Here is a 24,964-nt window from a genome sequence, read left to right on the forward strand (position 1 = left end):
CCAGTCGCAGGAGTCGCTGAACGGGTTCTCCCCGGCCGGCTCAGGCCACCGGCCGGAGCCGCTCAAAAAAGCCGGTTGAGGCCGTCGAACGCCGCAACCCGATAGGCTTCCGCCATAGTCGGGTAGTTAAACGTGGTGTTGACGAAGTACTTGATGCTGTTGGCTTCGCCCTTCTGATTCATGATCGCCTGGCCGATATGCACAATCTCGGATGCCTGGTAACCGAAGCAGTGCACGCCCAGAACTTCCAGAGTTTCGCGGTGAAACAGTAGCTTGAGCATGCCCACCGGCTCGTGAGAAATCTGCGCACGGGCCATGCCTTTAAAGAATGCCTTGCCGACTTCGTAGGGGATTTTGGCCTGGGTCAGCTCGCGCTCGGTTTTACCGATCGAACTGATCTCCGGAATGGTGTAAATACCGGTCGGCACGTCATCGACGAAGCGCCAGCTGCCATTGTCGACGATGCTACCAGCAGCCGAGCGCCCCTGGTCGGCCGCCGCACTGGCCAGACTCGGCCAGCCGATTACATCGCCCGCCGCATAGACGGTCGGCACTTCGGTACGGTAAGTCTCGTCGACTTCGATTTGCCCGCGACTGTTGACCTTAATACCGATATTTTCCAAGCCCAACTGGTCGGTGTTACCGGTACGGCCGTTGCACCAGAGGAAGGCGTCGGCCTTAATCTTCTTGCCGGACTTAAGGTGCAGAATCACCCCGTTCTCTACGCCCTCAACACTTTCGTACTCTTCGTTATGACGAATCAGTACGTTGTTGTTGCGCAGGTGGTAGCTCAAGGCGTCGGAGATTTCCGCATCGAGGAAGCTCAGCAACTGGTCGCGGTTGTCGATCAGATCGACCAGCACACCCAGCCCGCTGAAGATCGAGGCGTACTCGGAGCCGATAACCCCGGCGCCGTAGATGATGATGCGGCGCGGAGTATGGCCAAGGCTGAGGATGGTATCGCTGTCGTAGACACGCGGGTGGTGGAAGTCGACGTCCACCGGGCGGTAAGGCCGCGAACCGGTAGCAATGACGATCTGCTTGGCCACCAGCTTTTCCACCACGCCATTGGCGCAGACCACTTCGATGGTGTGTTCATCAGCAAAACTACCGGTGCCGAAAAACACATCGATGCGGTTACGCGCGTAATAACCGGTACGCGAACTCACCTGCTTGGCAATCACCCGCTCAGCACTTTTCAGTACATCGGGGAAGGAGAACCAGCGCGGCTCGCCGATCTGGCGGAACATCGGGTTGGTGTTGAACTGCATGATCTGCCGCACCGAGTGGCGCAGCGCCTTGGACGGGATGGTGCCCAAGTGAGTGCAGTTGCCACCGACTTCACGACGGCTGTCGACCACGGCCACCTTGCGCCCGGCCTTGGCCGCGTTCATTGCCGCGCCCTCACCTGCCGGGCCAGAGCCCAACACCACTACGTCGTAGTTGTAGACCGCCATGTTTACTCCTTCAGATCACACCGGAGCTCTTGTACCGAGCTCTCGGCAGGGCCAACGCTGCGTATGCAGCCTGGCAACAGTTCGTTCGCTGCAAGCCTAGCCGCTAAGCCGGCCACAGGACGATTAGCGTTTGGTCGCGTCGTAGGCCAAGGCTGCGGTTTTGCCTTGCGGGTCGCTGTTGATTTCCTCGCATTTCTCGCGGCTGCCACCACAAATCGAGCATTCCTTCTCGATGCCTAGGTTGGCGATACCACCGCACGAGCCAGCGATGGGCTTACGCCCCATCATCACGCCCACGGCCATCATGCCCACTACCAGCAGCATGGTCAGAAAAACCACTAAAAATGTCATTGCTCGTCTCCTGCAGCGAATAGCTGCTCGAAAGCCTGAGTAGTCTGTGTGACGAAAGCGTCACCTTCACGGGTCACGAAAAACGCCGCAATACCCATGCGCTCAGCAAATGCCAGGCCAGGCTCAGTACCCATCACCATTAGCACTGTAGACAAGCCATCGGCACGCAAGGTCGACTTATCCACCACGGTTACCGCAGCCAGCTTGTGGATGATCGGCGCACCGGTCAACGGATCGAGGGTGTGCGAATACCGCTGTCCTTCTTCCTCGAAGTAGTTGCGGTAATCACCCGAGGTGGAAATGCCGTAACCATCGACGGTAAGCACACGCTGAGCGACACGCTGGCCGTCCTGCGGCGCTTCCAGGCCGATCCGCCAAGGCTGACCATCCGGCTTTTTGCCTGCAGCCTTGAGCTCCCCGGTGACCTCAACCATATAACTGGTCACGCCCAGCTCATTGAAACGCTGCACGATCTTGTCCACCGCATAGCCAGCGGCAATGCTGTTGAAATCGACCTGTACATCAACATCCTTGCACAGCTGCTCACCTTCGCGACGCAGGTGCTGCATACCGATACGCTCACGAGCGACGGCTAACTGCTCCGGCGTTGGCACTCTCTCGGCCCTAGCCTTGGGTCCGAAGCCCCAAAGGTTAAGCAGCGGTTCCAGAGTCAAGTCGAACGCACCAGCACTTTGCTTATGCAGCGCACGCCCAGCCTCAACTAATTCCAATACCCCGGCCGGCATCGCCTGACAGGTGCCCGCCGGAGTCTGGTTGAATTGTTCGATTGCGGAATCATCGCGGTAGGTTGACATCTGCACGTCAATCTCAGCCAGGATTGCATCGGTCTCGCGCTTGAGCAACTCAAGGCTCGGCGAATCCTTGCTGCGCACATATTTAACGGTGTAGGTGCTGCCCATGGTCGGGCCACCGAACTCTTCTACACGCTCTGAAAACCAACAGCCCGTTAGGGCTGTCAGCAAGCTGACAGCGATAACGGGCCGCAGTAGCACATGGCTCATGCTTAACCGCCGAAGTCGTCGAGCAGGATGTTCTCCTCCTCCACACCCAGGTCGACCAGCATCTTGATCACCGCCGCGTTCATCATGGGCGGACCGCACATGTAGAACTCACACTCTTCCGGAGCCGGATGGTCCTTCAGGTAGTTTTCGTACAGCACGTTGTGAATAAAGCCCTTGAGACCGGTCCAGTTATCTTCCGGCAGCGGATCGGACAGTGCCAGATGCCACTTGAAGTTGGGGTTCTCGGCCTGCAACTGATCATATTCTTCGTTGTAGAAGGCTTCACGCATGGAGCGTGCGCCATACCAGAAGCTGATCTTGCGGGTCGACTTCAAGCGCTTGAGCTGGTCGAAGATGTGCGAGCGCATCGGCGCCATACCGGCACCGCCACCGATAAACACCATCTCAGCTTCGGTGTCCTTGGCGAAGAACTCACCAAATGGGCCGTACACGTCGATTTTGTCGCCTGGCTTGAGGCTGAACACATAGGAGCTCATCTTGCCCGGCGGCAAATCATCTTTGCCAGGTGGCGGCGAAGCAATACGGATATTGAACTTAACCAGACCGACTTCTTCCGGGTAATTGGCCATGGAATAAGCGCGGATGACCGTCTCTTCAACCTTGGACACGTACTTCCACTGGTTGAACTTGTCCCAATCGCCGCGATATTCCGGTTGAATATCGAAGTCCTTGTAGAAAACCTCGTGCGGCGGGCACTCCAGCTGCACATAACCACCGGCGCGGAAATCGACGTTCTCACCCTCCGGCAGCTTCAATGTCAGCTCTTTGATGAAGGTGGCCACGTTAGGGTTTGACTCAACGGTGCATTCCCACTTCTTCACGCCGAAGACTTCTTCCGGCACTTCGATCTTCATGTCCTGCTTGACCGGAGTCTGACAGGACAAGCGCCAGCCAGCTTTGGCTTCGCGGCGGGTAAAGGCGGCCTCTTCGGTCGGCAGCATTTCGCCACCGCCGTGCTCGACCACGCACTTGCACTGGGCGCAGGTACCACCGCCGCCACAAGCCGAGGATAGGAAAATATTGTTGGCAGCCAGTGTCTGCAGCAACTTGCCGCCAGCCGGCACCACGATGGTTTTTTCGCCGTTGATCTCGATGCTTACGTCACCGCTGGAAACCAGCTTGGCGCGCGCCGCGATAATGATCAGCACCAACGCCAGCACAATGCCGGTGAACATGCCGATGGCGATGAAAATCTCGAAATTGATCATCTATTCATCCCGTCCTTACAACTGCACGCCGGAGAAGGACATGAAGCCCAGAGACATCAGACCGATGGTGATAAAGGTGATGCCCAATCCTTGCAGACCTTCAGGTACATCGCTGTACTTGAGTTTCTCGCGAATACCCGCCAGCGCGGCAATCGCCAAGGCCCAGGAAACGCCGGCACCGACACCGTAGACGGTGCTTTCCGCCAGGTTGTAGTCACGCTCGACCATAAACAACGAGCCACCCATGATGGCGCAGTTCACGGTGATCAACGGCAGGAACACGCCGAGGGCGTTGTACAGCGAGGGCACGTACTTATCCAGGGTCATCTCGAGGATCTGGACGATCGCCGCGATCACGCCGATAAAGGTCAGCAGGCCAAGGAAGCTCAGATCGACTTGGGGGTAACCGGCCCAGGCCAGTGCACCGTCCTTGAGCAGATTGGTGTAGATCAGGTTGTTCACCGGCATGGTGATACCCAGCACCACCACTACGGCAATACCGAGACCAATGGCGGTTTCGACCTTTTTCGAGATGGCAATAAAGGTGCACATGCCAAGGAAGAACGCCAGCGCCATGTTCTCAACGAACACCGCACGGACGAACAGGCTGATGTAGTGCTCCATTAGTAGGCCTCCTTATTGGATACCTGAGGCGCCATCTTGAAGCTCGGCTTCTCGATCTGGTCTCTTTTCCAGACGCGAATACCCCAGATAAACAGACCGATCAGGAAGAACGCCGAAGGCGGCAGCAAGAGCATGCCGTTAGGCTGGTACCAGCCACCGTCGTTGATCACCGGGATGATCTCGTAACCCATCAGTTTGCCCGCACCAAACAGCTCACGAATGATGCCCAGGGCAACCAGCATGGCGCTATAGCCCAGACCGTTACCGATACCATCGAAGAACGACACCACTGGCGGATTCTGCATGGCAAAGGCTTCTGCGCGGCCCATCACGATGCAGTTGGTGATGATCAGACCGACAAACACCGAGAGCTGCTTGGATAGGCTGAAGGCATATGCCTTCAGCACCTGATCAACCACGATCACCAAGGAGGCAATGATCACCATCTGCACGATCATGCGGATCGAGCCTGGGATCTGGCTGCGAATCATCGAGATAAACAGGTTGGAGAACCCGGTTACCAAGGTCAGCGCGGCAGACATCACCAGCGCGGTTTTCAGGTTCGAGGTCACCGCCAGGGCGGAGCAGATACCGAGGATCTGCAAGCCAATCGGGTTGTTGTTGAAAATCGGGTTAAGCAGGACTTCTTTAATAGTCGGCTGCGACATGATCAAGCCTCCCCTGCACGCAGGTTCGCGATAAACGGACCGAAGCCATTCTGGCCCAGCCAGAACTTCAGCAAGTTGTCCACCCCATTGCTGGTCAGGGTAGCGCCTGCCAGGCCATCAACTTGATGCACGGCCTTGGGACTTTGTGGATCGACGCCACCCTTGACGATCTGCACGGCCAGTTTGCCGTCCTCATCGAACAGGGTTTTGCCTGGCCACTGGCCTTTCCACTTTGGATTGTCGACTTCGCCACCCAGGCCTGGCGTTTCGCCGTGCTGGTAGAAGCCCATGCCGACCACAGTATTCAGGTCACCCTTGACCGCGATAAAGCCATGCAGGGTCGACCACAGACCGTAACCGCGCACTGGCAGGATCAGGGTTTCAACCTGACCATTCTTCTCCACCACATACACGGTGCTGAAGCGCTCCTGACGCTTGATCCCGGCAATGTCCTCGCTGCTCTGAAGCACGTCAGACATTTTCGGGTCTTTGGACGCCTTAAGCGGATCGAAGGTGACTGGGTCATGGGCGTCAGAGAACTTGCCAGTTTCCAGGTCCACCAGCTTGGCGCTGATAGTGCCTTTGAACATGTCCTTGACCTGAGCACTAGACATGCTGGCATCGCCCAGACCGGCAATCGCCAGAATGCTGCGCTGCTTATCCAGCAGACGGTTGTCCACTTGGGTCGGTTTCAGCGCCACGGCTGCACCGGCGACAAACACCGAGCACACCAGACAGACCAACAGGGCCACCACCAGCGTGCGGACGGTGGATTCTTTTTGACTAGACATTTCGTGCCAGCCTCCGCTTGATATTGGCTTGAACGACAAAGTGGTCGATCAGCGGTGCGAACAGGTTGGCGAACAGAATCGCCAGCATCATGCCTTCCGGGAACGCCGGGTTGACCACACGAATCAGCACCACCATCACACCGATCAAGGCACCGAAAATCCACTTGCCGGTATTGGTCATGGACGCCGACACCGGGTCGGTGGCCATAAACAACATACCGAAAGCAAAGCCACCCACCACTAGGTGCCAGTACCAAGGCATGGCAAACATCGGATTGGTAGCCGAGCCGATGGAATTGAGCAGCAGGCTAAGGCCAATCATCCCCAGCATCACACCGGCGACGATGCGCCAGGAAGCGATCTTGGTGATCAGCAGCACGCCACCGCCGATCAAGATTGCCAGGGTGCTGGTTTCACCGAGCGAACCGTGAATGGTGCCAACAAAAGCGCTCATCCAGGTAATGCCATTGCTCACTACATTGTCGATACCACCCGCCGCCGCCAGGCTCAGCGAAGTAGCACCGGCAAAGCCGTCGACGGCAGTCCACACCGCATCACCGGACATCTGCGCCGGGTAAGCGAAGAACAGGAAGGCACGGCCGGTCAGCGCCGGATTGAGGAAGTTCTTGCCGGTACCACCAAACACTTCCTTGCCAATCACCACACCGAAACTGATACCCAGTGCGACCTGCCAGAGCGGAATGCTCGGCGGCAGAATCAGGGCGAACAGCACAGAGGTGACGAAGAAGCCTTCGTTGACTTCGTGCTTACGGATCGACGCAAACAGCACTTCCCAGAAGCCGCCGACGATAAAGGCCGTCGCATACACCGGCAGGAAATACGCCGCGCCCTGGATAAAGTTATCCCACAGGCTGCCCGGGTCGAAGCCGGCCAGCGAGCCAATCAGCGCAAAGCGCCAGCCCTCTTGTGCCGTCAGCAGCTCAGGGTTGTTAGCAAAAATCAGGTTGGCCTGGTAACCGGTGTTCCACATCCCAAAAAACATCATCGGGAAGGTACACAGCCACACGGTGATCATCATGCGCTTGAGGTCGATACCGTCACGCACGTGGGCGGTGGTCTTGGTTACGCTGCCAGGGCGATAGAAGAAGGTGTCGACAGCCTCATAGAGGGCGTACCAATTCTCGTACTTGCCGCCTTTTTCAAAGTTGTGCTCGATTTTATCGAGGAATGCACGAATACCCATGACTTAACCCTCCTTCTCAATACGGGCGAGGTTATCGCGCAGGATCGGGCCGTACTCATACTTACCGGCACACACATAGGTGCACAGCGCCAGGTCTTCTTCGTCGAGCTCCAGGCAGCCCAATTTCTGAGCCATCTCGGTGTCGCCGACAATCAAGTAGCGCAGCAGTTGCGTCGGCAGGATATCCAGCGGCATCACGGCTTCGTAGTTGCCCACTGGCACCATGGCGCGCGGGCTGCCATTGGTGGTGGTAGAGAAGGCGAACTTCTTCGCGGCATTGAGCTTGGACACAAAAATGTTCATCACCGAGTGCTTGTTTACCCCGGCACGCAGGTAATGCATCAGCTCACGCTCGTGCCCTTCAACCAGGCAGGACACCTGCAGGTGATAGCGACCGAGGAAAGCGAAAGCGCCCTGAGCATTACGGCCACCCAGCACCGAACCGGAAATAACCCGGTTGACACCAGGCTGCAGCTGACCTGCCGTTAGCTCGCTGAGGCTGGCACCCAAGCGGGTACGCAGCAGGCGCGGCTGCTCAACCACGGGGCCGGCCAGCGCAACAACGCGCTCAGTCCAGAGCTGCCCGGTGGTGAACAGTTTGCCGATGGCAATCACGTCCTGATAGTTGATCGACCAGACGCTCTTGGTGGCGCTGACCGGATCTAGGAAGTGGATGTGCGTGCCCGGCAAACCCGCAGGGTGCGGGCCAGCAAAGGCTTCGGTGTGCACGTTGCTCAGCTGCTCACCAGGCAAGCTGGTACCTTCAGCCTTGCACAGAAACACCTTGGCCAGATTGCTCAGCACTTGCAGACCATTGCTAAAGTCGTCGGCATACTCGGCAATCACCACAACCGGATCGGCTGCCAGCGGCTGGGTATCAATGGCCGTGACGAAAATCGAGCTGGGCCGTGCATCAGCAGCCGGCACCTTGCTGAATGGGCGGGCACGCAGTGCGGTCCACAGGCCCGATTGCAGCAGTACTTCACGCACTTTGGCGTCGCCAACAGTCGCCAACTGGTCAACCGCTACCTGATCAAAGGTGACTTGCTCATCGCCCTCGACATCGATAACCACGGATTGCAGCACGCGCTTTTCACCACGGTGGATGGCGCTGATCACGCCTGCGGCTGGAGCGGTGTATTGCACGCCTGGCGACTTCTTGTCCGAGAACAGCACCTGGCCAAGCTTGACCCGGTCGCCGACCTGGACCTCCATCGAAGGCTTCATACCGTGATAATCGAAGCCTATGACGGCGACGCTACGCACCGGCCTTGCAGCCTCAATGCGCTGCGCCGGCACGCCTGTTATGGGCAAATCAAGCCCATGTTTAATTTTGATCATAGGTTTGCCTAACCACTGATTTATAAGCTTTTTTAGAATACGGACGACACCAACGCAGAAAATGCGGCGCAACGCCAAAACAGATCGGGCGCTAGGCAGGATGTCGGTCGCGGGAAAAAATCTGGCCGATTATAAGTCGCACCTTCGGCCACTGGCCACCCAAGCGCTTGCTTTTATCCGGTTTAACGTAACAGAAGGCAACAGATGCCGGCTTGACTGCAAAGCCGTCGCGCGCGACATAAGACTAATAGACCACCGGAGCACTGCCATGCGCCTGCTAATCGCGCTTACCATCCTGATGCTGCTGAGCAGCGAGTTATTCGCCAACAACCGCGAACGCCTGCAAGAAGCCAACTTCGCCAGCACTCACCAGCTTGAGCAGAACAGCCTGGAGCGCAAGAACCAAAGCGTGCTGACCTACCTGTGGGCCGATGTCTATGCTGCGGCCTTCTATGCCCCCAGCGAGGCCAGCGCCAGCCAGGCAGCCGCCCAGCCACTCACACAACGCCTGGAGCTCTATTACTTCCGTAACATCGACAGCCAAGACGTGATCAAAGCAGCCTGGGTCACGCTCGAACGCCAGCACGACGCGACCACACTGCAGCGCCTTCGCCCCGAAGTAGATGCCCTACATGCCACGTTCAGGGATATTCGCCCAGGTGACCGTTACGCCCTGAACCTCAACGCAGACAGCGGCCTGACCTTGGAAGTAAACGGCAAAGTCGCCTACACCAGCCAGGACCCGGCACTGGCCAAGGCCTACTTGGGCATCTGGCTGTCGCCTAACGGCCTGTCGGATAAATTGCGTACCAGCCTGCTGGCCGACTAATGCCAGACGGTAAGAATGGCCGAGAGTCATTTAACGTCGCACAGGGTGACGTCCTCGGACCGCAAGCCATAAAAAACGGGAGCCGAAGCTCCCATTTTCATGCATCGCCTGCGCTTAGCGCGGGAAAGCTGGTGGGTTGACCCCGGCCATGTCTTCCATCACGCGAACCACCTGGCAGCTGTAACCGAACTCGTTGTCGTACCACACATACAGTACAACGCGGTTGTCATTGCAGATGGTGGCTTCAGCATCAACCACACCGGCGTGGCGCGAGCCGACGAAGTCAGTGGACACCACTTCCTGCGACTGGACGAAGTCGATCTGCTTCTGCAGGTCCGAGTGCATGGCCATCTGGCGCAGGTACTCGTTGACTTCTTCGCGGGTGGTGGCTTTCTCAAGGTTGAGGTTGAGAATGGCCATCGACACGTTCGGCGTCGGTACGCGAATGGCGTTGCCGGTCAGCTTGCCTTTCAGCACTGGCAGTGCCTTGGCAGCAGCTGTGGCGGCGCCGGTTTCGGTGATCACCATGTTCAGCGGTGCACTGCGACCACGACGGTCGCCCTTGTGGAAGTTGTCGATCAGGTTCTGGTCGTTGGTGTACGAGTGAACGGTTTCGACGTGACCGTTGACGATGCCGTACTGATCGTTGATCGCCTTAAGCACCGGTACTATGGCGTTGGTGGTGCAGGAAGCGGCCGAGATGATCTTGTCGTCCGGGGTGATTTCGCCGTGGTTGATGCCGTGCACGATGTTCTTCAGCGCGCCTTTACCCGGCGCGGTCAGCACTACGCGATCAACACCTGGGCAGGCCAGGTGCTGGCCCAAGCCATCGGCGTCACGCCAAACACCCGTGTTGTCGACCAGCAGAGCGTTCTTGATGCCGTACTGGGTGTAGTCGACTTCGGCCGGCGACTTTGCGTAGATCACCTGAATCAGGTTGCCGTTTGCGGTCAGAGTGCTGTTTTCTTCGTCGATGGTGATGGTGCCATCAAACTTGCCGTGTACCGAGTCGCGGCGCAACAAACTGGCGCGTTTGACCAGGTCATTGGTCGCGCCCTTGCGCACAACAATGGCGCGTAGACGCAGACCGTCGCCACCACCGGTTTTCTCGATCAGGATGCGCGCCAGCAGACGGCCGATACGACCGAAGCCGTACAACACCACGTCGGTACCTTCGCGAGCTTCGCTATTCTGCGTGCCAGCTACTTCGACCAGCTCGTCCTTGACGAACTGCTCAATGCTGCGGCCCTGGCCTTCAGTCTTGAACTTGCTGACCATCTTGCCCAGGTCCACCGAAGCGGCACCCAGTTTGAGTTCGCTCATGGCCTTGAGCACCTGGAAGGTATCGTGCACCGACAATTCACTGTCGCCAGCCAGACGGTGACGCGCGAAGCGGTGGGCCTTGAGAATGTCGATCACCGAACGGTTGATCAGACCACGGCCGTAGATCGAGGTGACCACGTTGTTGTTACGGTAGAGTTGGCCAATCATCGGAATCATCGCTTCCGCAAGGGCTTCTCGATCGATCCACTCACCGAGACACTGGTCGGGCTTCTGAGTCACGGGCAGTACCTTCCACATGTAGGGGCTGAAAAAAGGGGCTACATTATGACGGCGCAAGCAAGCATGAGCAATGCACGACTGTCGTAACTGACACCGCACATAAACGCCCGCTACAATCGTCGGCCTTGTGCCATGACCGTGAGCCGCCCGTGCCTGTACTGCGTCTACCGTCCCTGCCGGCCACTGCCGGCAAACAACACTGGGGCAACCTGCCCGGTGCCGCGCTGAGCCTGGCGATTGCCGAAGCTGCCAGCAATGCCAAACGTTTCACCCTGCTGCTGACTGCCGACAGCCAGAGCGCCGAGCGCCTGCAAGAGGAGCTGAGCTTTTTTGCTCCGGATTTGCCGGTGCTGCATTTCCCTGACTGGGAAACCCTGCCCTACGACCTGTTTTCGCCGCACCAAGACATCATTTCCCAGCGCATCGCCGCACTCTATCGCCTACCCGAGCTCAAGCACGGCGTGTTAGTAGTCCCGATCACCACCGCCCTACACCGCCTGGCGCCCAAACGCTTTCTGCTCGGCAGCAGCCTGGTCATGCAGGTCGGCCAGCAACTCGACGTCAACCAGATGCGCGGCAATCTGGAAGCTGCCGGCTATCGCTGCGTGGATACGGTGTACGAACACGGCGAGTTCGCCGTACGCGGCGCACTGATCGATCTATTTCCGATGGGCAGCAGCCAGCCGTACCGCATTGACCTATTCGATGACGAAATCGAAACCCTGCGCACCTTCGACCCGGAAAGCCAGCGCTCCATCGACAAGGTCGAGTCGATCAAGCTGCTGCCGGGGCGCGAATTCCCAGTGGAAAAGAAAGCTGTTACGGATTTCCGCGGACGCTTTCGCGAGCGGTTCGACGTGGATTTCCGCCGCTGCCCGATCTACCAGGACCTCAGTACCGGAATCACCCCGGCGGGTATCGAGTACTACCTGCCGCTGTTCTTCGAGGAAACCGCCACCCTCTTCGACTATTTGCCCGCAGACACTCAGGTATTTTCCCTGCCGGGCATCGAAAAAGCCGCCGAGCAGTTCTGGGTGGATGCACGCAGCCGCTATGAAGATCGCCGCGTCGACCCGGAGCGCCCGCTGTTGCCGCCTGCCGATATCTTCTTACCGGTAGAAGACTGTTTCGCCCGTCTGAAAAACTGGCCACGCGTGGTGGTCAGCCAGGACGACATAGAAGAAGGCGTCGGCCGCCTGCGTTTCAACGCCAAACCGTTGCCTGACCTGGCGATCCAGGCCAAGGCCGGCGAACCGCTGGCGGCGCTGCGGCGCTTTATCGAGGAATACCCCGGACGCGTGCTGTTCTGCGCCGAGTCCGCAGGGCGCCGCGAGGTGCTGCTGGAGTTGCTTGCGCGCCTCAAGCTCAAGCCCAACGAATTCGAGAGCTGGCCGGCCTTTACCGCCAGCAAACAGCGCTTAGGCATCTGCATCGCCCCGCTGGATGACGGCCTGCTGCTCGAAGATCTGGCCCTGTTGGCCGAAAGCCCGCTGTTCGGCCAGCGCGTTATGCAACGCCGTCGCCGCGAGAAATCCCGCGATGGCGGCGACAACGTCATCAAAAACCTTACCGAGCTGCGCGAAGGCGCGCCGGTGGTGCATATCGACCATGGAGTCGGCCGCTACCTGGGGCTGGTGACCATGGAATTCGACGGCCAGGCCGCCGAATTTCTCGCCCTGATGTACGCCGAAGAAGCCAAGCTCTACGTACCGGTGGCCAGCCTGCACCTGATCGCTCGCTACACCGGCAGCGACGATGCCCTGGCACCGCTGCACCGCTTAGGCTCGGAAATCTGGCAGAAGGCCAAACGTAAAGCAGCCGAACAGGTCCGCGATGTCGCCGCCGAACTGCTCGACGTCTACGCCCGCCGCGCCGCCCGCGAAGGCTATGCATTTGCCGACCCGAAGGCCGACTACGCCACGTTCAGCGCCGGCTTCCCCTTCGAGGAAACGCCGGATCAGCAAGCCGCCATCGAGGCGGTGTACAGCGACATGCTCTCCGCCAAACCGATGGACCGCCTGGTATGTGGCGATGTTGGCTTCGGCAAAACCGAGGTGGCGATGCGCGCCGCCTTTATCGCCGTGCATGGCGGCAAGCAGGTGGCGGTATTGGTGCCCACCACCCTGCTCGCCCAGCAGCACTACAACAGCTTCCGCGACCGTTTCGCCGACTGGCCGGTCAAGGTCGAGGTCATGAGCCGTTTCAAGAGTGCCAAAGAAGTCAGCGAGGCCATGCAGCAACTAGCTGAGGGCAAGGTGGATATCGTTATCGGCACCCACAAACTGCTGCAGGACGACGTTAAATTCAGCAACCTGGGCCTGGTGATCATCGACGAAGAGCACCGCTTTGGCGTGCGCCAGAAAGAGCAGCTCAAGAGCCTGCGTAGCGAAGTCGACATCCTCACGCTCACCGCCACACCGATTCCCCGCACCCTGAACATGGCCGTGGCCGGCATGCGCGATCTATCGATCATCGCCACGCCGCCAGCGCGCCGCCTCTCGGTACGCACCTTCGTCATGGAGCAGAACAACCCGACGATCAAAGAAGCGCTGCTGCGCGAACTGCTGCGTGGCGGTCAGGTGTATTACCTGCACAACGATGTAAAGACCATCGAGAAATGCGCCGCCGACCTTGCCGAACTGGTGCCCGAAGCACGTATCGGCATCGGTCACGGGCAGATGCGCGAACGGGAACTTGAGCAGGTGATGGGCGATTTCTATCACAAGCGCTTCAACGTGCTGATTGCCTCGACCATTATCGAAACCGGTATCGACGTGCCGAGCGCCAACACCATCATCATCGAGCGTGCCGACAAATTCGGCCTGGCCCAGCTGCACCAATTGCGCGGCCGCGTTGGCCGAAGCCACCACCAGGCCTATGCCTACCTGCTGACCCCGCCGCGCAAGCAGATGACCGACGACGCGCAGAAGCGTCTGGAAGCCATCTCCGGCGCCCAGGATCTCGGCGCAGGCTTTCTACTGGCCACCCATGACCTGGAAATCCGCGGTGCTGGCGAGTTGCTCGGCGACGGCCAGAGCGGGCAGATCCAGGCGGTAGGTTTCACCCTCTATATGGAAATGCTCGAACGCGCGGTGAAATCCATCCGCAAGGGCGAGCAGCCCAACCTCGACCAGCCACTAGGCGGCGGCCCGGAGATCAACCTGCGCGTACCGGCGCTGATCCCCGAGGACTACCTGCCCGACGTGCATGCGCGACTGATCCTCTACAAGCGCATCGCCAACGCCGCCGACGAGGATGGCCTGAAAGAACTGCAAGTGGAGATGATCGACCGCTTCGGCCTGCTGCCGGACCCGACCAAGAATCTGGTGCGCATTACCCTGCTGAAATTGCAGGCGGAAAAGCTCGGGATCAAAAAGGTCGATGCTGGCCCACAAGGCGGACGTATCGAATTCGCCGCCGACACCTGCGTCGATCCGCTAACCCTGATCAAGCTGATCCAGGGCGCGCCAAACCGCTACAAGTTCGAAGGCGCGACGATGTTTAAAATCCAGGTAGCCATGGAGCGCCCGGAAGAACGATTCAACACCTTAGAGGCGCTGTTCGAGCGCCTGTCTCCCGCTACCTAAAGGACTGACCCATGCGCGCATTCCGCACCCTGGCCCTGCTACCGCTTCTCCTGCTGGGCCTACTCAGCAGCACTGTCGCCCTGGCTGAAAGCCTGTATCAGGTTGAAGTCATCGTATTCCGCCAGGCCGCCACGCCGATTTCCGCCGGCCAACTACCACCCGACAACTGGGCGCAGAATGCGCTGCCGGTGGATGGCAGCAACAGCCGCAGCACCGCACTAAATGCCGAAGCCGGCAAGCTCAGCCCCTCCAATGGTTATCAGGTATTGCTGCACAAAGCCTGGTCCCAGAGCCTGGGCGAGTCGAGCAGCCGCGTCGCCATCAGCACCGGCGATGAGCAGTTCGGTCACTACCCAGTCGAAGGCACAATCAGCCTTAAAGCCGGCCGCGTGATCGAGCTAGACAGCGACATCTGGGTCAACCAGCTCGACGCCAGCGGCATCCTCACCGACAGTGAGCGCATCAAACAGAGCAGCCGCCTGAAAAGCGGCGAGCTGACCTTTGTCGATAATGGCAGCCTGGGCATGCTGATTCGCGTCAGACCGCTGTAAAAAACACCGACATAAAAAAGGGCCGCGCAATGCGGCCCTTTTTTATTACAACAATGATCGCTCAACTGGCCAACACACGCGCCAATACGGCCTTGACCGTACCCATCCCCTCTTCCAGGGCGCGCTCGATTTCCGCCATGGTGATCAGCGCACGGGACTTGCCCGCAGCCGGGTTTACCACCAACGCCAAGCAGGCATAGGGCAAAGCCAGCTCACGGGCCAGCACGGCTTCCGGCATACCGGTCATGCCGACGATGTCGCAGCCATCACGTTCCATCCGCGCAATCTCAGCAACGGTTTCCAATCGCGGCCCCTGGGTGCAGCCGTAAAGGCCGTGGCTGCTAAACGCGCAGTGTTCGGCAGTAAGGGCGTTGGCAAGCTTGGTGCGCAGTCCTGCGTCATAGGGGTGGCTGAAATCGACGTGGGTGACATGCTCCAGCTCCCCCTCGAAATAGGTGTGCTCGCGCCCCGAGGTGTAATCGATGATCTGGTGCGGAAGGCAGAAATGCCCGGTACCCATGGCCGGGTGAATACCACCCACCGAGTTGACCGCGATAATCGCCTTGGCGCCAGCCTCACGCAGCGCCCAGAGGTTAGCGCGGTAGTTGACCTGATGCGGCGGAATGCGATGCGGGTGCCCGTGGCGAGCGAGGAACAGCACCTCACGACCGGCATAGTCACCTTTGAGCACCGCCGCAGAGGGCGCACCATAGGGCGTATCGATATGCAGCGCGGCCTTGATGGTCAGACCGTCCAGCTTGGTCAGCCCCGTACCGCCGATAATCGCGTAAACCGTCATCCATTACTCCTTAGTCGATTAATTGCGCATCGCGCAGGCTGCCAAGTGCCGCCAGCCAACGCGGGCTCTGCCGATACTCAATACCCGGAAAGGCCTGCCGGCGCATCCGCGCCAGACCTTGCGGCGGTTCTACCTTGAGTCGCTGCAGTGCGCTCAAGGCCAGCTCCGCCGCTGCTCGGTCATTACACACCAGCCCCATGTCACAGCCTGCCACTAGCGCTGCTTCGATGCGGCAGGCCGCATCGCCGACCACATGCGCGCCGGCCATGGACAAATCGTCGCTGAAAATCACCCCGTCAAAGGCCAGCTCGCCACGCAGAATGTCCTGCAGCCAGCGCCGGGAAAACCCTGCAGGCTGACTATCCACCTGAGGGTAGATCACATGGGCGGGCATCACCGCAGCCAACTGCCGGCTCAACTGTGCAAAGGGCTGCAAATCGACTACACGAATCTGCTCCAGGCTGCGCTCATCAACCGGGATGGCTACATGGGAATCTGCCTCGGCCCAGCCGTGCCCGGGGAAATGCTTGCCGGTAGCGGCCATTCCCGCGGCGTTCATCCCACGGATAAACGCGCCAGCAAGCAAGGTCGCGCGCTGCGACTCACCCTCAAAGGAGCGGCTGCCGACCACCGCACTGCGCTGATGATCGAGATCCAGCACCGGGGCAAAGCTCAGGTCCAAACCTGCAGCCAGCACTTCGGTCGCCATAATCCAGCCGCACTGCTCGGCCAGATGCTCGGCATTGGCGTTATCGGCCAGCGCACGCATCGCCGGCAAACGCACAAAGCCCTGGCGCAGCCGCTGTACGCGGCCGCCCTCTTGATCCACCGCCAGCAACAGATCCGGGCGCACCGCGCGAATAGCCGCAGACAGCTCGCGCACCTGGCGCGGGTCTTCGATATTGCGCGCGAACAGAATCAACCCGGCCACCTGCGGCTGGCGCAGGATCTGCCGATCCTCTGCGGTCAACCAGGTACCGGCGATATCCAGCATCAATGAACCTTGCATGCGTGCACTCACAACTCTTCCTTAATTAAGAGGCGCAACCGCCCACTCAGGGCAGGCGGCCTCGTCAATCTGTACCGCACAGTGAAGCGGGACGCGTGCATAGAGTCCCAGCAGATCGCTGTTGCGCAAACGCACGCAGCCATGCGACAGCGCCACCCCCATTGGCTCGCTGTCCGGCGTACCGTGTATGTAGATATAGCGGCGAAAGGTATCGACAGCGCCCAGACGATTGCGTCCAGGCTCACAACCACTCAACCAGAGAATGCGCGTAAGAATCCAGTCACGGCCGGGAAATTGCGCATGCAACTCAGGCGACCAGACCTCGCCGGTCCAGCGCCTGCCGCGCAGTACGGCAGCGCTCGGCAAGCCCTCACCAATCTTCGCCCGCACCTTGTGCAAGCCCCGCGGCGTGCAGCCGGAACCATTGCGCTCACCGGCGCCGTTCAGCGCGGTCGAAACACTCAGGCGCAGCTGCAGCTGCCCATTGGCAAAGCCATACAAGCACTGATCGGCGAGGGATATATGCAGAAAATCGAGAGCAACCATGGGCGGCTAGCTTAGCGGATAGCATCCGCCAAGCCCACCTGCCGAGGTCAAACTTTGCTGGGAATGGCTGGCGTCTTGGTGCGCGGCTTGAGCTGAGCGCTAGCCAGAGCTTCATCGGTCAAACCGGTTTCGGAACGCATGCCGGCAGCCAGAAATGGCACCATCAGGCGCATCACCTGCTCAATCGAGGTGTTAACGCCGAAGTCGGTTTCCGACATGGCCCGCAGGGCCTTGATCCCGGACATGCTGAACGCTGCGGCGCCGAGCATAAAGTGCACCCGCCAGAACAGTTCCAGCGGAGGAATGCGCGGAGCGGCTTCATGCACCAGCTGCATATAGCGGCGGAATACCTTGCCGTACACCTCTTCGAGGTACTTGCGCAGGTGCCCCTGGCTCTGGCTGAAGGCCAGGCCCAGCAGACGCATAAAGATTGAAAGGTCGTTGCCGCTGCGCGGTTTTACTGTCAGCGCCTGCTCTACCAATAACTCAAGCAGCTCTTCGAGGCTGACCTTGGTTTCAGGCTTGGCCTGACGGCGATCCAACTCACGCTCCAGGCTTACGCAGAAAGGCCCGAGAAAGCGCGAGAACACCGCCTGAATCAGGGCTTTCTTCGAGCCGAAGTGGTAATTCACCGCAGCTAGGTTTACCCCTGCCTTGCTGGTGATCAAACGCAGAGACGTTTCTGCGAAACCTTTCTCCGCAAAAAGCTGCTCTGCCGCATCGAGAATGCGTTCAACGGTTTCCGACTGGGCCATGACTCTTTTCATCTGAACAAACACTTGTTTGAAACATACGTTTCAGCCGCCCGCCTTGTCAAGCCGGGCAAACCATCTTGTGGCCGGGTGGTCACAGACATCCGCTAAAGGTACAGGCTAACCCTAGCTAGACGCCCTATGAGCAGCCCGAGTAACAGGACGCAGCAACAGAGGATACAAAGGTCAATTGAGTAGAGATCAGAACACAAAGATTGCCAATCCACGATCACTGTATATAATACCAGTCACTGTACAAAAAAACAGAGCCGACCATGCTAAAACTGACGCCGCGCCAAGCTGAAATTCTCGCCTTCATCAAGCAGTGCCTTGAAGACAACGGCTATCCGCCTACCCGTGCGGAAATCGCCTTGAAACTGGGTTTCAAATCCCCCAACGCAGCGGAAGAGCATCTCAAGGCCCTGGCCCGCAAGGGTGCAATCGAAATGACTCCTGGGGCTTCACGCGGCATTCGCATTCCAGGCTTTGAGCCCAATGCCGAGGACGACGAAGGCTTGCCGGTGATTGGCCGCGTCGCTGCAGGCGCACCGATTCTGGCGCAGCAACATGTCGAAGAGTCCTGCAAGATCAATCCGGACTTCTTCCACCCCAAGGCTGATTACCTGCTGCGTGTACGCGGCATGAGCATGAAGGACATCGGCATCTTCGATGGCGACCTACTGGCCGTACACACCACCCGTGAAGCCCGTAATGGGCAAGTAGTGGTGGCGCGTCTCGACGATGAAGTGACCGTCAAACGTTTCAAGCGTGAAGGCAACAAGGTCTGGCTGATTGCGGAAAACCCGGAGTTCGCGCCGATCGAAATAAACCTGGAAGAACAGGACCTGATTATTGAAGGTTTGAGCGTCGGCGTTATCCGCCGCTAGTGGAGGATTTATGCAGTTCCCGCAATCACTGAACCGTACACAACTGCCTTTGTTCGATGCATTTCTGGCATCGACGGTGACGCCATTACTTGCCGATAGCGCTGAGCTGCCCTGGCAGGATGATGAGACAGAGGCGTTCAGTGAACTGTCGCTGCGTGGTGCAGTCGGGCACTGCCTGAATCTTCTAGCGCCGATTCTGCGTGAACTCAGCGACAACCACGACGAACGCTGGCTGACCCTGATCGCCCCGCCATCCAGTCTTACCCAGACTTGGCTACGCGAAGCAGGCCTGAACCGCGAACGCATTCTGCTGCTGCATCCACGTGGCGCACAAAGCGCGCTGGAGTTGGCACAACAAGCCTTGACGCTGGGACGCAGTCACACGGTTGTTAGCTGGCTGCATCCGCTGGAACGCCAGGCACGGCAACAGCTTGAGCAAGCGGCCCGCCAGGGCAAGGCGCAAAGCCTGAATATCAGTCTGGGGTGATTGGCCAAAGGTCATGCACAAGGAATGTGCGCATCAGCCAGTAAAAACCTGATGCAAGAACCAGCTAACGCGAGCAGAACGCTCTAGCTCAGAGCCTGGAAGAATTCTGCAATCAATGCAGAACCCGCGGCCCCTCTTCCTGCTGGAAATTATTTTCAGCCAGGCGCCCCGCCATCTGTACACCGACATTGAGCATGGCCTTGGCCACCTCGACGTGCTGCCCCTGCAGGAACGCTTTGGCATCGGCAGAGAAGTCCAGCACCACCAGTGATTCTTCATCCTCTGCACGACGCAGGGCAATGCGCCCGTCGGGCAATTCAACAATTTCCAGGAATGATGTAGGCATTGGCTTAGCTCTCCACGAAAGGCAGATAGTGTAACAGCCGACCCGGGCTCACCCTAGTCCGCCGGTCCAATCAGCCTCTTACCACTCACTCAGGGTTTGCCGAAAGCGCTGTGCCAGAGCCTTCAGCTGCTGACGCCAGGCCTCAAGCGTGTCCTGCGCCAAAGGTGCGACTTCTTCATCCAAACTGACCGCTGTGATCAACGGAGTGCTGGGGTCGACCTTGGCTTTCTTACCCGCCTGCGGCGGTTGAAACAGCTCGGCATAGGCCTTGAGCAGTTGCGCGACCCAGCTATCGGCCGACTGCGTCAACTCGACCAGCTCACCCAGCTCCTGGCTAGGCGCCGCCTGCAACACTTCCTCGGTGAGAAAGCGTTCGGCCTGCGGAGCAGCGCTGTCAGGCAAGCGGTAGTAGCCGGCAATCTCATGGCACAGGCTCAGCAACGCACCGTACAGATGAAACAACGCAGCCTCGCGCTCGGCCTGGATCAAGGCTAGAGCATTCATGCTCTGACCCTGCTCGGCTTTGCGCCAGGACTCCAGCGCCAGGCCGGCGTAGAAGATTTTCTGATTGGTGCGGGTATAGAGTTCATTGGCCATTGCGGCACCCTCCACAGCGGATTGGATAAGCATACGCGCGCCGGCCAATGGCCGACACGCGCTCCGCTAGATCAGCTCTTGTCTTCGACTTTCCACTTACCGCCATCAAAGAACGCACGCCAGCCAGTCGGCTTGCCGTCGACCTCGGTCTGTACGTACTGCTCCTTGGTTTTGCGGCTGTAGCGAATCACCGCTGCGCGACCTTGCGGGTCTTTCTTTGGCGCATCGCAGAGAAAGTGGTACTTGGGATCGATCTCATCGCGATGCGGAATCAGCTCCAACACCAGCGGTGCACGAGTTTCGCGGTTTTTCGGGAACTGGCTGGCAGCCAGGAACAGACCCGAAGCGCCGTCGCGCAGGATGTAGGTGTCGTTGACCTTCTCGCACTTGAGCTCCGGCATCTTCACCGGGTCCATTTTCGGCGGCGCCGCTTCACCGCTTTTCAGCAGTTTGCGGGTGTTCTTGCACTCACTGTTGGTACAGCCAAAGAACTTGCCGAAACGACCGGTCTTGAGCTGCATCTGGCTGCCGCACTTGTCGCACTCCAGGCTCGGCCCTTCGTAGCCCTTGATGCGGTATTGACCCTGCTCCACTTCATAACCGGAACAATCCGGGTTATTGCCACAGATATGCAGCTTGCGGGTTTCGTCGAGCAGGTAGGCGTCCATCGCGGTCGAACAGATCGGGCAGCGGTGCTTGCCAAGTAACACGCGCGACTCAGACTCACCCTCGTCATCCGCGGCAATTTCATCGCCCGGCACCAGATTGACGGTGGCCTTGCAGCGTTCTTTCGGCGGCAGGGCATAACCGGAGCAACCGAGGAATACCCCAGTTGATGCGGTACGAATGGTCATTGGCCGGCCGCAATCACGGCAGGCGATATCGGTCAGCGTCGGCTGGTTGGCACGCATGCCGCCCTCGCCCGCTTCAGCCACTTCAAGCTTCTTCTTGAAGTCACCGTAGAACTCGTCCAGCACGTGCTTCCACTCGCGCTCGCCCTGGGCTACATCGTCCAAGTGCTCTTCCATACCGGCGGTAAAGCCGTAGTCCATCAGGTTGGAGAAGCTTTCAGCCAGACGCTCGGTGACGATGTCACCCATCTTCTCGGAGTAGAAGCGGCGGTTATGCAGCGCCACGTAGCCGCGGTCCTGGATGGTGCCAATAATCGCTGCATAGGTCGACGGACGACCGATACCGCGTTTCTCCATTTCCTTGACCAGGCTGGCTTCCGAGTAGCGCGCCGGCGGCTTGGTGAAGTGCTGGCTCGGATCAAGCTTGATCAGCTTAAGCGCTTCGCCCTGATTCATTTCCGGCAATACATCGTCATCGCCTGGCTTGCTCAGCTGCGGCAATACGCGGGTGTAACCGTCGAACTTGAGAATACGGCCCTTGGCACGCAGCTCGAACTGCGCCGCAGTGACGGTCACAGTGGTCGACAGGTATTCAGCCGGCGGCATCTGGCAGGCCACGAACTGGCGCCAGATCAGCTCATACAGACGCTCGGCGTCACGCTCCATGCCCGACAGCTGCGTCGGCTTGAGGTTGACGTCGGAAGGACGAATCGCTTCGTGCGCCTCCTGGGCGCCTTCCTTGCTGCTGTAGGCAATCGGGTTGGCCGGCAGGTACTTCTTGCCGAACTCACCTTCGATAAAGTCACGCACCATGCTCACAGCATCGGCCGAGAGGTTGGTCGAGTCGGTACGCATATAGGTGATATAGCCAGCCTCGTAGAGACGCTGGGCCATCATCATGGTCTTCTTCACCCCGAAGCCCAGGCGGTTACTTGCAGCCTGCTGCAGGGTGGAGGTAATAAACGGTGCCGACGGCTTGCTGCTGGTCGGTTTGTCTTCACGTTTAGTGATGCTGTAGCTGGAAGCTTTTAGCGTAGCCAGGGCCGCCATGGCCTGAGCTTCATTCAGCGGCTTGAAGGCAGCGCCGTTCTCGCGGGCCACTTCAAAGCGCACATTGGCGCCCTTGGCGGTACCCAGATCGGCGTGCACTTCCCAGTATTCTTCAGGGACGAAAGCGCGGATCTCTTTCTCGCGCTCCACCACCAGCTTCACGGCTACCGACTGCACACGACCGGCAGACAGGCCACGCGCGATCTTGGCCCACAGCAGCGGCGAGACCATATAACCCACTACGCGGTCAAGGAAGCGCCGCGCCTGCTGGGCATTGACTCGATTGATATCCAGCTCACCAGGCTTGGAAAACGCTTCTTGGATGGCCTTCTTGGTGATTTCGTTGAACACCACACGCTTGTAGCGGCTGTCATCGCCACCGATGGATTCGCGCAGGTGCCAGGCAATGGCTTCCCCCTCGCGGTCCAAGTCGGTTGCGAGATAGATGGTGTCGGCATCCTTGGCCAAACGGCGCAGCTCTTCGACTACCTTCTCTTTGCCTGGAAGGATCTCGTACTTGGCTTTCCAGCCGTGCTCGGGATCAACCCCCATGCGCGCAAACAGCTGACGCTTGGCTTTTTCCTTGGGCGACAGCGCCGGTACTTCACCTGCAGCGGCTTTACCACGCTTGACCGGCTCTTTGGCGGTGCTTGCCGAACCACTGGTGGGTAGGTCACGGATGTGGCCGATGCTCGACTTCACCACGTACTCGTTGCCCAAGTACTTGTTGATGGTCTTGGCCTTGGCCGGGGATTCCACGATGACCAGCGATTTGCCCATGGATTGGAAAATTCCTGAAATTCGATAAATAAATGCGGGAGGCGCTGTACTGCCTGCTAGCGCGGCACCGCTATATATAGTGGTGGTCTGGCTGAGGTCAAGCGCAGCAGTGGCCCGATGTCAGCTCAAGGCCGAGTGAACAGTGCGGTTTCAGCCTGAATCAAAGCAAAGCGTGGAACCGTCTCGCCGTCCACCTCAACGCTTTCGCAGAACATCTCCAATGGCCTCACCCACAGGCCAAACTCGCCGTACAGCGCCTGATAGACCACCATCGCCTGCTCCGTCTCGGAATGCTGGGCTACGCCAAATACACGGTACTCAGGGCCTTTGTAGTGACGATAGAGGCCGGGCTGTAGCTGCATGGGTGAGTTCCTTGAAGATTTTCTGCTGATAAACAAAAACCGGGGCACTCGGCCCCGGTTTTTCCATCTCTTACGCCGGTGAAGCTTAGAGGCGTTCGAAGACGGTGGTGATGCCTTGGCCGAGACCTACGCACATGGTCGACACACCGAAGGTGCCGCCATTCTGCTTCATCACATTCAGCAGGGTACCGGAGATACGCGCACCGGAACAACCGAACGGGTGACCCAGAGCGATCGCGCCGCCGTGCAGGTTGACCTTTTCTTCCATCTTGTCGAGCACTTTCAGGTCCTTCAGCACAGGCAGGGCCTGGGCAGCGAAGGCTTCGTTGAGCTCGAAGAAGTCGATGTCATTAATGGTCAGGCCAGCACGCTTGAGGGCTTTCTGAGTCGACGGTACTGGACCGTAACCCATGATCGCTGGATCAACACCGGCCACGGCCATGGCGCGAACCACTGCCATTGGCTGAATGCCGAGGTCTTGGGCGCGCTGGGCGCTCATAACGATCATGCAGGAAGCGCCGTCAGTGATCTGCGAGGACGTACCTGCAGTCACAGTGCCGCCTTTCGGGTTGAACGCAGGCTTCAGTGCCGCCAGGCTTGCCAAGGTGGTTTCCGGACGAATGGTTTCGTCGTAGTCGAACACCTTCAGGAAGCCGTTCTCGTCGTAGCCTTGCATCGGGATGATTTCATCCTTGAACTTGCCTTCGACGGTAGCTTTGTGGGCCAGACGGTGCGAACGCTCACCGAATGCGTCCTGCTGCTCACGGCTGATGCCATGCATCTTGCCGAGCATTTCAGCAGTCAGACCCATCATGCCCGAGGCCTTGGCCGCGTACAGCGACAGGTGCGGGTTTGGATCAACGCCGTGCATCATGCCTACGTGGCCCATGTGCTCCACACCGCCGATGACGAACACGTCACCGTTACCGGTTTGGATCGCCTGCACGGCAGTGTGCAGAGCGCTCATGGACGAACCGCACAGGCGGCTTACAGTCTGGCCAGCAGCAGTATGCGGGATCTGGGTCATCAGCGACGCCATGCGCGCGATGTTCCAGCCCTGCTCCAGGGTCTGGTTAACGCAGCCCCAGATCACGTCTTCCACCTCAGCTGGATCCAGCTTGGTGTTACGTGCCAGCACGCCGCTGATCAGGTTGGCCGACATGGTCTCGGCACGGGTGTTGCGATGCATGCCGCCCTTGGAACGACCCATCGGGGTACGACCGAAGTCGACGATGACTGCATCTCTAGGATTCAGGCTCATAAATTCACTCTCGCTCTAGT

At 59.0% G+C, this 24,964-nt stretch carries 24 protein-coding genes; 5 read left to right on the forward strand and 19 right to left on the reverse strand.

Going from position 1 to position 24,964, the window contains the following annotated elements; translation table 11 throughout:
- Nucleotides 1–62: 62 nt before the first annotated feature.
- The 9 genes from sthA to AACY25_RS01655 all read right to left on the reverse strand — a co-directional run bounded on the left by sthA (nucleotide 63) and on the right by AACY25_RS01655 (nucleotide 8,687).
- Nucleotides 63–1,457, reverse strand: coding sequence for a Si-specific NAD(P)(+) transhydrogenase (sthA, locus tag AACY25_RS01615; RefSeq protein ID WP_339409748.1), 1,395 nt, complete (start codon nucleotides 1,455–1,457; stop codon nucleotides 63–65).
- Between the two features lie 123 nt (nucleotides 1,458–1,580).
- Nucleotides 1,581–1,808, reverse strand: a complete 228-nt coding sequence (gene nqrM / locus AACY25_RS01620) for a (Na+)-NQR maturation NqrM (RefSeq protein ID WP_305589444.1) — start codon at nucleotides 1,806–1,808, stop codon at nucleotides 1,581–1,583.
- Nucleotides 1,805–2,830: an FAD:protein FMN transferase gene (locus AACY25_RS01625; RefSeq protein ID WP_339522122.1), complete on the reverse strand. Its 1,026-nt coding sequence runs from the start codon at nucleotides 2,828–2,830 to the stop codon at nucleotides 1,805–1,807. Before AACY25_RS01625 ends, nqrM begins: the two co-directional genes overlap by 4 nt.
- 2 nt (nucleotides 2,831–2,832) lie before the next feature.
- Nucleotides 2,833–4,059, reverse strand: a complete 1,227-nt coding sequence (nqrF, locus tag AACY25_RS01630; RefSeq protein WP_339522123.1) for an NADH:ubiquinone reductase (Na(+)-transporting) subunit F — start codon at nucleotides 4,057–4,059, stop codon at nucleotides 2,833–2,835.
- Between the two features lie 15 nt (nucleotides 4,060–4,074).
- Nucleotides 4,075–4,683 carry an NADH:ubiquinone reductase (Na(+)-transporting) subunit E gene (nqrE, locus tag AACY25_RS01635; protein ID WP_090387314.1) on the reverse strand — a complete coding sequence of 203 codons (609 nt, stop codon included), beginning with the start codon at nucleotides 4,681–4,683 and terminating at the stop codon, nucleotides 4,075–4,077.
- Entirely contained in the window at nucleotides 4,683–5,357 is a 675-nt protein-coding gene (locus AACY25_RS01640) for an NADH:ubiquinone reductase (Na(+)-transporting) subunit D (RefSeq protein ID WP_339409754.1), read from the reverse strand. Before AACY25_RS01640 ends, nqrE begins: the two co-directional genes overlap by 1 nt.
- The gene (locus AACY25_RS01645; protein ID WP_339522124.1) at nucleotides 5,354–6,142 is read right to left on the reverse strand and encodes a Na(+)-translocating NADH-quinone reductase subunit C; all 789 of its coding nucleotides are present in this window, start codon (nucleotides 6,140–6,142) and stop codon (nucleotides 5,354–5,356) included. The genes AACY25_RS01640 and AACY25_RS01645 overlap by 4 nt, the downstream gene beginning before the upstream one ends.
- Nucleotides 6,135–7,346 (reverse strand): NADH:ubiquinone reductase (Na(+)-transporting) subunit B, encoded by a 1,212-nt coding sequence (locus AACY25_RS01650; protein ID WP_339522125.1) that lies wholly within the window; start codon nucleotides 7,344–7,346, stop codon nucleotides 6,135–6,137. Before AACY25_RS01650 ends, AACY25_RS01645 begins: the two co-directional genes overlap by 8 nt.
- Before the next feature lie 3 nt (nucleotides 7,347–7,349).
- Nucleotides 7,350–8,687 carry a Na(+)-translocating NADH-quinone reductase subunit A gene (locus AACY25_RS01655; RefSeq protein WP_339522126.1) on the reverse strand — a complete coding sequence of 446 codons (1,338 nt, stop codon included), beginning with the start codon at nucleotides 8,685–8,687 and terminating at the stop codon, nucleotides 7,350–7,352.
- Nucleotides 8,688–8,955: 268 nt separating this feature from the next.
- Here AACY25_RS01655 and AACY25_RS01660 point away from each other — a divergent pair, with 268 nt between their 5' ends.
- Nucleotides 8,956–9,516 carry a chalcone isomerase family protein gene (locus AACY25_RS01660; RefSeq protein WP_339522127.1) on the forward strand — a complete coding sequence of 187 codons (561 nt, stop codon included), beginning with the start codon at nucleotides 8,956–8,958 and terminating at the stop codon, nucleotides 9,514–9,516.
- 114 nt (nucleotides 9,517–9,630) lie between these two features.
- On the opposite strand, the gene AACY25_RS01665 is transcribed toward AACY25_RS01660, so the two are convergent.
- On the reverse strand, nucleotides 9,631–11,097 hold the full coding sequence (locus tag AACY25_RS01665) for a glyceraldehyde-3-phosphate dehydrogenase (RefSeq protein ID WP_339522129.1): 1,467 nt from the start codon (nucleotides 11,095–11,097) through the stop codon (nucleotides 9,631–9,633).
- Nucleotides 11,098–11,228: 131 nt separating this feature from the next.
- On the opposite strand from AACY25_RS01665, the gene mfd reads away from it, so the two are divergent.
- Both mfd and AACY25_RS01675 read left to right on the forward strand, forming a co-directional pair.
- Complete coding sequence (gene mfd, locus AACY25_RS01670) at nucleotides 11,229–14,666, forward strand: transcription-repair coupling factor (protein WP_339522131.1); 3,438 nt, start codon at nucleotides 11,229–11,231, stop codon at nucleotides 14,664–14,666.
- A gap of 11 nt (nucleotides 14,667–14,677) precedes the next feature.
- Nucleotides 14,678–15,217, forward strand: a complete 540-nt coding sequence (locus AACY25_RS01675; RefSeq protein WP_339522133.1) for a CsiV family protein — start codon at nucleotides 14,678–14,680, stop codon at nucleotides 15,215–15,217.
- Nucleotides 15,218–15,278: 61 nt separating this feature from the next.
- Here the strand turns inward: AACY25_RS01675 and AACY25_RS01680 are convergent, their stop codons facing one another.
- Genes AACY25_RS01680 through AACY25_RS01695 form a run of 4 tightly spaced genes read right to left on the reverse strand, consistent with a single transcriptional unit; the run spans nucleotide 15,279 to nucleotide 18,326 of the window.
- A complete protein-coding gene (locus AACY25_RS01680; RefSeq protein WP_339409764.1) occupies nucleotides 15,279–16,016 on the reverse strand; it encodes an S-methyl-5'-thioinosine phosphorylase in 738 nt (245 codons plus the stop codon).
- A 10-nt stretch (nucleotides 16,017–16,026) separates the two neighbouring features.
- The gene (nagZ, locus tag AACY25_RS01685) at nucleotides 16,027–17,025 is read right to left on the reverse strand and encodes a beta-N-acetylhexosaminidase (RefSeq protein ID WP_339523790.1); all 999 of its coding nucleotides are present in this window, start codon (nucleotides 17,023–17,025) and stop codon (nucleotides 16,027–16,029) included.
- Nucleotides 17,026–17,046: 21 nt separating this feature from the next.
- Nucleotides 17,047–17,571, reverse strand: a complete 525-nt coding sequence (locus AACY25_RS01690) for a L,D-transpeptidase (RefSeq protein ID WP_339522134.1) — start codon at nucleotides 17,569–17,571, stop codon at nucleotides 17,047–17,049.
- 47 nt (nucleotides 17,572–17,618) lie between these two features.
- Nucleotides 17,619–18,326 carry a TetR/AcrR family transcriptional regulator gene (locus AACY25_RS01695; protein ID WP_339522135.1) on the reverse strand — a complete coding sequence of 236 codons (708 nt, stop codon included), beginning with the start codon at nucleotides 18,324–18,326 and terminating at the stop codon, nucleotides 17,619–17,621.
- Nucleotides 18,327–18,598: 272 nt separating this feature from the next.
- Here AACY25_RS01695 and lexA point away from each other — a divergent pair, with 272 nt between their 5' ends.
- Both lexA and sulA read left to right on the forward strand, forming a co-directional pair.
- Complete coding sequence (gene lexA, locus AACY25_RS01700) at nucleotides 18,599–19,210, forward strand: transcriptional repressor LexA (RefSeq protein WP_339522136.1); 612 nt, start codon at nucleotides 18,599–18,601, stop codon at nucleotides 19,208–19,210.
- 10 nt (nucleotides 19,211–19,220) lie between these two features.
- Nucleotides 19,221–19,697, forward strand: a complete 477-nt coding sequence (gene sulA / locus AACY25_RS01705) for an SOS-induced cell division inhibitor SulA (protein ID WP_339522138.1) — start codon at nucleotides 19,221–19,223, stop codon at nucleotides 19,695–19,697.
- A 112-nt stretch (nucleotides 19,698–19,809) separates the two neighbouring features.
- On the opposite strand, the gene AACY25_RS01710 is transcribed toward sulA, so the two are convergent.
- From AACY25_RS01710 to fadA, 5 genes are all read right to left on the reverse strand, one after another.
- Nucleotides 19,810–20,043 (reverse strand): hypothetical protein, encoded by a 234-nt coding sequence (locus tag AACY25_RS01710; protein WP_090248059.1) that lies wholly within the window; start codon nucleotides 20,041–20,043, stop codon nucleotides 19,810–19,812.
- Nucleotides 20,044–20,121: 78 nt separating this feature from the next.
- Nucleotides 20,122–20,640, reverse strand: coding sequence for a DUF6586 family protein (locus tag AACY25_RS01715; protein WP_339522139.1), 519 nt, complete (start codon nucleotides 20,638–20,640; stop codon nucleotides 20,122–20,124).
- 71 nt (nucleotides 20,641–20,711) lie between these two features.
- Nucleotides 20,712–23,321, reverse strand: a complete 2,610-nt coding sequence (topA, locus tag AACY25_RS01720; RefSeq protein WP_339522140.1) for a type I DNA topoisomerase — start codon at nucleotides 23,319–23,321, stop codon at nucleotides 20,712–20,714.
- Between the two features lie 125 nt (nucleotides 23,322–23,446).
- Nucleotides 23,447–23,683 carry a DUF1653 domain-containing protein gene (locus tag AACY25_RS01725; RefSeq protein WP_090387350.1) on the reverse strand — a complete coding sequence of 79 codons (237 nt, stop codon included), beginning with the start codon at nucleotides 23,681–23,683 and terminating at the stop codon, nucleotides 23,447–23,449.
- An 85-nt stretch (nucleotides 23,684–23,768) separates the two neighbouring features.
- Nucleotides 23,769–24,944: an acetyl-CoA C-acyltransferase FadA gene (fadA, locus tag AACY25_RS01730; RefSeq protein WP_090248066.1), complete on the reverse strand. Its 1,176-nt coding sequence runs from the start codon at nucleotides 24,942–24,944 to the stop codon at nucleotides 23,769–23,771.
- Nucleotides 24,945–24,964 lie beyond the last annotated feature (20 nt).

The sequence above is a fragment of the Pseudomonas sp. EA_35y_Pfl2_R111 genome (assembly GCF_963970955.1).
Classification (GTDB): Bacteria; Pseudomonadota; Gammaproteobacteria; order Pseudomonadales; family Pseudomonadaceae; genus Aquipseudomonas.

Coding starts and splice junctions, on each gene's coding strand:
- sthA (WP_339409748.1), bottom strand. CDS start 1,457: ATGGCGGTCTACAACTACGACGTAGTGGTGTTGGGCTCTGGCCCGGCA.
- nqrM (WP_305589444.1), bottom strand. CDS start 1,808: ATGACATTTTTAGTGGTTTTTCTGACCATGCTGCTGGTAGTGGGCATG.
- AACY25_RS01625 (WP_339522122.1), bottom strand. CDS start 2,830: ATGAGCCATGTGCTACTGCGGCCCGTTATCGCTGTCAGCTTGCTGACA.
- nqrF (WP_339522123.1), bottom strand. CDS start 4,059: ATGATCAATTTCGAGATTTTCATCGCCATCGGCATGTTCACCGGCATT.
- nqrE (WP_090387314.1), bottom strand. CDS start 4,683: ATGGAGCACTACATCAGCCTGTTCGTCCGTGCGGTGTTCGTTGAGAAC.
- AACY25_RS01645 (WP_339522124.1), bottom strand. CDS start 6,142: ATGTCTAGTCAAAAAGAATCCACCGTCCGCACGCTGGTGGTGGCCCTG.
- AACY25_RS01650 (WP_339522125.1), bottom strand. CDS start 7,346: ATGGGTATTCGTGCATTCCTCGATAAAATCGAGCACAACTTTGAAAAA.
- AACY25_RS01655 (WP_339522126.1), bottom strand. CDS start 8,687: ATGATCAAAATTAAACATGGGCTTGATTTGCCCATAACAGGCGTGCCG.
- AACY25_RS01660 (WP_339522127.1), top strand. CDS start 8,956: ATGCGCCTGCTAATCGCGCTTACCATCCTGATGCTGCTGAGCAGCGAG.
- AACY25_RS01665 (WP_339522129.1), bottom strand. CDS start 11,097: ATGTGGAAGGTACTGCCCGTGACTCAGAAGCCCGACCAGTGTCTCGGT.
- AACY25_RS01675 (WP_339522133.1), top strand. CDS start 14,678: ATGCGCGCATTCCGCACCCTGGCCCTGCTACCGCTTCTCCTGCTGGGC.
- AACY25_RS01680 (WP_339409764.1), bottom strand. CDS start 16,016: ATGACGGTTTACGCGATTATCGGCGGTACGGGGCTGACCAAGCTGGAC.
- nagZ (WP_339523790.1), bottom strand. CDS start 17,025: ATGCAAGGTTCATTGATGCTGGATATCGCCGGTACCTGGTTGACCGCA.
- AACY25_RS01690 (WP_339522134.1), bottom strand. CDS start 17,571: ATGGTTGCTCTCGATTTTCTGCATATATCCCTCGCCGATCAGTGCTTG.
- AACY25_RS01695 (WP_339522135.1), bottom strand. CDS start 18,326: ATGGCCCAGTCGGAAACCGTTGAACGCATTCTCGATGCGGCAGAGCAG.
- lexA (WP_339522136.1), top strand. CDS start 18,599: ATGCTAAAACTGACGCCGCGCCAAGCTGAAATTCTCGCCTTCATCAAG.
- sulA (WP_339522138.1), top strand. CDS start 19,221: ATGCAGTTCCCGCAATCACTGAACCGTACACAACTGCCTTTGTTCGAT.
- AACY25_RS01710 (WP_090248059.1), bottom strand. CDS start 20,043: ATGCCTACATCATTCCTGGAAATTGTTGAATTGCCCGACGGGCGCATT.
- AACY25_RS01715 (WP_339522139.1), bottom strand. CDS start 20,640: ATGGCCAATGAACTCTATACCCGCACCAATCAGAAAATCTTCTACGCC.
- topA (WP_339522140.1), bottom strand. CDS start 23,321: ATGGGCAAATCGCTGGTCATCGTGGAATCCCCGGCCAAGGCCAAGACC.
- AACY25_RS01725 (WP_090387350.1), bottom strand. CDS start 23,683: ATGCAGCTACAGCCCGGCCTCTATCGTCACTACAAAGGCCCTGAGTAC.
- fadA (WP_090248066.1), bottom strand. CDS start 24,944: ATGAGCCTGAATCCTAGAGATGCAGTCATCGTCGACTTCGGTCGTACC.